This window comes from uncultured Gimesia sp. (genome assembly GCF_937919775.1).
Taxonomy (GTDB): Bacteria; Planctomycetota; Planctomycetia; order Planctomycetales; family Planctomycetaceae; genus Gimesia.
Genome location: NZ_CALFPF010000229.1, coordinates 1 through 4,556, shown reverse-complemented (window position 1 = coordinate 4,556; position 4,556 = coordinate 1). Strand labels below are relative to the sequence as shown.

Sequence of the window (4,556 nt, the reverse complement as noted above, 5' to 3'; positions counted from 1 at the left end):
ACTGTTCGGGCATAATAGACTTTTTCTGCATCACAACGCTTTCGATCTCATTCTGTGCGATCAGCAGTGTTTCATTTTTGGGATCTTTCAAAGTCAAACCGGATTCATCTTTTTTGATCAACACCCCGCTGTGTACTTTGCCCGAACGGGTTTCTACTACGCAAGTGTAATACTTCTCATCAATTTTATTTGAAGGCTGGACAATATTCTCCAGCAGTTCCGAGCGTGAGAGCTTTTTCCCAATCTGAGTCAGATCAGGGCCGACCTCTTTTCCGTATTGGTGCACACGATGACAATTACGACACTGCAATCCTGACATTTCAAAAAACAGCTTTTTCCCCTCGCGCGAATCCCCCTGGAGCGATAACAGCGCCGCGTGATCAATCTTCATTCCCAGCCGTTTGACTCTCTGGTCTTCCGGCAGGAACCGCTCGAATAAATCACGGACCAGCGGATTCTCTGATTGAGTGGCCAGTTGAATGATCAGTTTTTTCATTCGCTCTGACATGGCCATTCGATCAATCGCGTCCAGTAATAACAGGGCACCACTGGTGCTTCCCAGAATTTCCCGAAGTTTTTTGCTGACAAAATCCTGATCTTCAATCTGAACTGAATCATGCAACAGATTTCTCTGGCGGTTTCGCAATCTTAAAACTGTAAAATCACTGCTATCCGAACTCGTCGGCAAAAACTCCATCCATTCCCGAATCAATTGGGTCCCGCGCTGATCTACGAGAGAGGAGCCGGAGTAAGGCATCCGCCCTTTTCCCAGTTTGCTCATCCGATAGAGTAACACCGAACGAAAAGGATCGCCGGGGGAAATCACTTCCGCCCCCTGAATCCCGAAGGTTCCCTGCGTCGGCGCAACGCCGATTGCTTTCATACCGGCAAAATCCAGAGAGGCGTCGAGCTCAATCGTCGAACCGCCTCCGCCATTGCTCCGATGACAGTGCCGGCAGTTAGCGTGCAGGTAAGAACGCGCCCGCGTATTCAAGGCAGCAGAAGTATCGTACGGATCAACCAGATATTGCGCCCTGGCTCCTTTCGAATCAGTCCAAACCGATTCCGGCAGTACTTTAATATGCGCCAGGGTCCGTAACTGATGATCGACCACCTCGCCATACTTTTGATTACGATTCAACTGTGCTTCATCGAAGGACAAAACAGAAAGATGATTCTGATAAGGTGTGTGACACACCGCGCATTCAGCTCTGCTGGGAATCTGCCATTCATAATGACTTTTCTCTGCCGGTTTCTCCTGAGTGCCGATCTCCAGTTTGACAGTGTCGCCTTCCGTGGCAACCAGACTGGCGTCAGTCTGTTCTTCATTCCAGCGATAAGAATAGCCTAACCAGCGTGCGCCGTTGAAATGCAGCAATTGTGTTTCCAGCCGTCGCGCTGACTGAGGATTCCCGCGTTCCGTCTCCAGGGAAATCGTTTTCATCAGCACGCTGTCTTTGGGAAAGTTCCACCGATTCTGACCAGACTCAATACTGGTACCTGCAGGCAACGCGACAAATCGCTCTCCAGTGGCATGATCCGCCCAGGCAGGGGCATTGATCGAATAGGGAATCACCCCCGGTGCAACCTGATGTGCGGCGGTTGACTGGAATAACCCTGTCTGACTCAATTGAGTCGGAAAATCCGGATTGTGATCCGATTCCTTGATCGGTACGAGACGATGAAAGGCCCCTCCTTCAATGTCGACGATATATACTTCCCCCGTATCATCAACGGCAAACGCGGTCACTTTCAGCGTCGAGTTCGCCAACTCCTGATGCCAGTTGACACGTTTGTCTCCATAGCGAAGTCCCCAGAGTTTGCCCGTCGAATAGTCCCCGTAAATATAGGTGTCTTTCAACTCTTTTAAACGGGGACTGTCATAAAAATAGCCGCCGGTAATCGAACGTGCTTCACGGTGAGAATGTTCGATGGTCGGAGGGAGAATCGGCGTCGGTCCCGGCTTCAATCCCGGTTTGACCGGTTGATGCCCTTCACGAATACTCCAGCCATAATTCCCCCCCTTCTCCACGCGATAGATGAGTTCCCATAATTCCCAGCCCACATCGCCGACCCACAAATCGCCGTTCCGGGGATGAAAACACATTTTCCAGGGATTGCGAAAACCGAAGGCCCAGATTTCAGGACGGGCGCCACGCTGGTTCACAAAGGGATTATCCGAGGGAATCGAATAAGGACGATCTGTTCCGGGGTGATCAACGTCGATTCGCAATATACAGGAGAGAAGATTACTGACATCCTGACCGGCATTATGAATGTCGGGAGGCGACGCCGGCCCCCCATCGCCGGTCGAAATGTAGAGATAACCATCAGGTCCAAATCGCAGGCAGCCTCCATTGTGTCCGCCGGATAACCACTCAATCAGAATCTCTTCCGAATCGGGATCACAGCGGGGGGGATTCGTCTCCAGAACCTTAAATCGGGAAACACGTGTGCCTTCCGGCAGTTCGGGTTTTAAGACATAACAGATATAAACATAACGCTGCTTCTCAAACTGGGGATGAAACGTGATGCCATAAATCTCGTTGAGTCCCTTTTCCCGCTCTTTGAGATCGAAGAACAGATCCGCTTGCGAGGTGCTTTGATCTTCGTATTGAAACGAAAAGATCTTCCCTTTTCGCTCTGCAACAAAAAAACGTTTCTGTCCGGGAATGGTGGCAATCGCAAGCGGCTGATTGAATTTCAGATTGGGAAAGGCACGCTCTGTCTCATACGGGAGAGAAGGTTCGGGGGATCCTTTGATCTTCGACGTGGTCCACGGAACACGTTCTTCAATGCCAAACGTAGACTTTGACGGCTCTTCTGCCTGCAAGCGAACAACATGCAAGACCAGCAAAACGCAAACCAGAGGAACAGCAAACCATGATCGGAAACGATGCTTTTTATCGGCGGCGATCATGCTGGTTTTTCCTCTTATGAAAGGGGTTATCTCGTTCCTGGTACTCAATAGTACTATTCAAACCTGAATTCCTGCCGATTGCAATTGCGAATCGTTGATACCAGCCAGCGAAACCGGATCTTGTATCGAGATGATGGTTATCGCATGTTAACCGGATCCACGTCAATAATGTATTCGATGCCTTTCTCGTGCGGCAACTTGTCGGCGATTTCGTGCCAAAGCTGGAGGATCTGATCAACATTGACGGCGGCTAACTGAAAATGATAGCGAAAATACTTTTTGAGCCTGATAATCGGAGCCGGAGCCGGTCCCAGAATATGGATCTCCAGATTTTTCTCAGCCGCAGCATCCAGCAGCATCTTCGATAACTGGCGTGCAAATTCCTGCACGTGTTCTTCCTGAGGGCCGCGCAAAATGATCCGCGCAAAATGAGCATAAGGGGGCGCCTGCATCTCTTTGCGATGCCCCAGTTCCAGCCTGGCAAATCCCAGAAAATCATGTTCCGCCGCTTTCAGGATTGCCGGTTCGGCCGGTGAGGATGTCTGCACAAAAACACGCCCCCCCTGCATGCCCCGCCCCGTACGGCCCGCTACCTGCGCAATCAGTTGGAACGTTCTTTCCGAGGCAAATAAATCGGGCTGATGTAACATCGTATCTGCGTCGATCACTCCCACCAGCGTGACATTCGGGAAGTCCAGTCCTTTGGCGATCATCTGCGTTCCGAGCAAAATATCCACTTCACCGGCGGCAAACGCATTCAAGACCCGCGCATGGCTGCCTACGCCGCGCATTGTATCGCTGTCCATTCGTTTGCAGGAATAATCGGGAAACTTAGCTTTGACCTCTTCTTCCAGCCTTTGCGTTCCCGCACCAACAAAACGCAGTCCCGGCGCACCACAACCGGGGCACTGAGTTGGGGGTTTACTGGAAAAATCACAGCTGTGGCAGACCGCGAGATTCTTATCCCGATGCCAGGTCAATGAAACTTCACAATGCGGGCACTTAACCGAATTCCCACACCCCTTGCACCAGAGCGCGGGGGAATAACCGCGGAGATTCAAAAACAGGATGACCTGCCCTCCGGCTTCCAGCGCGTGCTGCATCCCTGTATTGAGAACTCGTCCGATCGACTCGTTCCTTCTGATCTGCACATCATTGCGCACATCGATAATATTCACATTGGGCATCGGCAGATCATTGACACGTTTCGGCATCGAAATCAACGTGTCTTTTTTCTCAATTACCCGTAACCACGAATTCAAAGTCGGCGTGGCAGAGCCTAGAATCAAAGGCACACTCTCCAGTTCCGAACGTTTGCGGGCGACTTCCCGGGCATGGTAACGGGGCGCAGTTTCCTGCTTGAATGAAGTTTCGTGCTCTTCGTCAATAATGATCAATCCCAGATGCGGCGCCGGCGCAAAGACCGCGCTGCGTGCTCCCACGATGACCTGCACTTTACCGGCTGCGATATTCTGCCAGTGATAATGCCGGTCGCTGTCACTCAAATGGCTGTGCAAAACCGCTACCGAATCAAAGCGGGAACGAAAGCGTTGAATGGCCTGAGGCGTCAGACTGATTTCCGGAACGAGTACAATCGCCTGTTGACCATAACTGACCACTTCACGAATCGCCTGAA

The 4,556-nt window shown here is 51.2% G+C and carries 2 protein-coding genes; both read right to left on the bottom strand.

What is annotated here, in order from left to right; translation table 11 throughout:
- A partial coding sequence (locus Q0294_RS06030) for a PQQ-dependent sugar dehydrogenase (RefSeq protein WP_299461930.1) occupies nucleotides 1-2,920 on the bottom strand: 2,920 nt, incomplete at its 3' end.
- A 137-nt stretch (nucleotides 2,921-3,057) separates the two neighbouring features.
- Nucleotides 3,058-4,556 (bottom strand): primosomal protein N' (priA, locus tag Q0294_RS06025; RefSeq protein WP_299461928.1); only part of this gene is annotated, 1,499 nt, incomplete at its 5' end.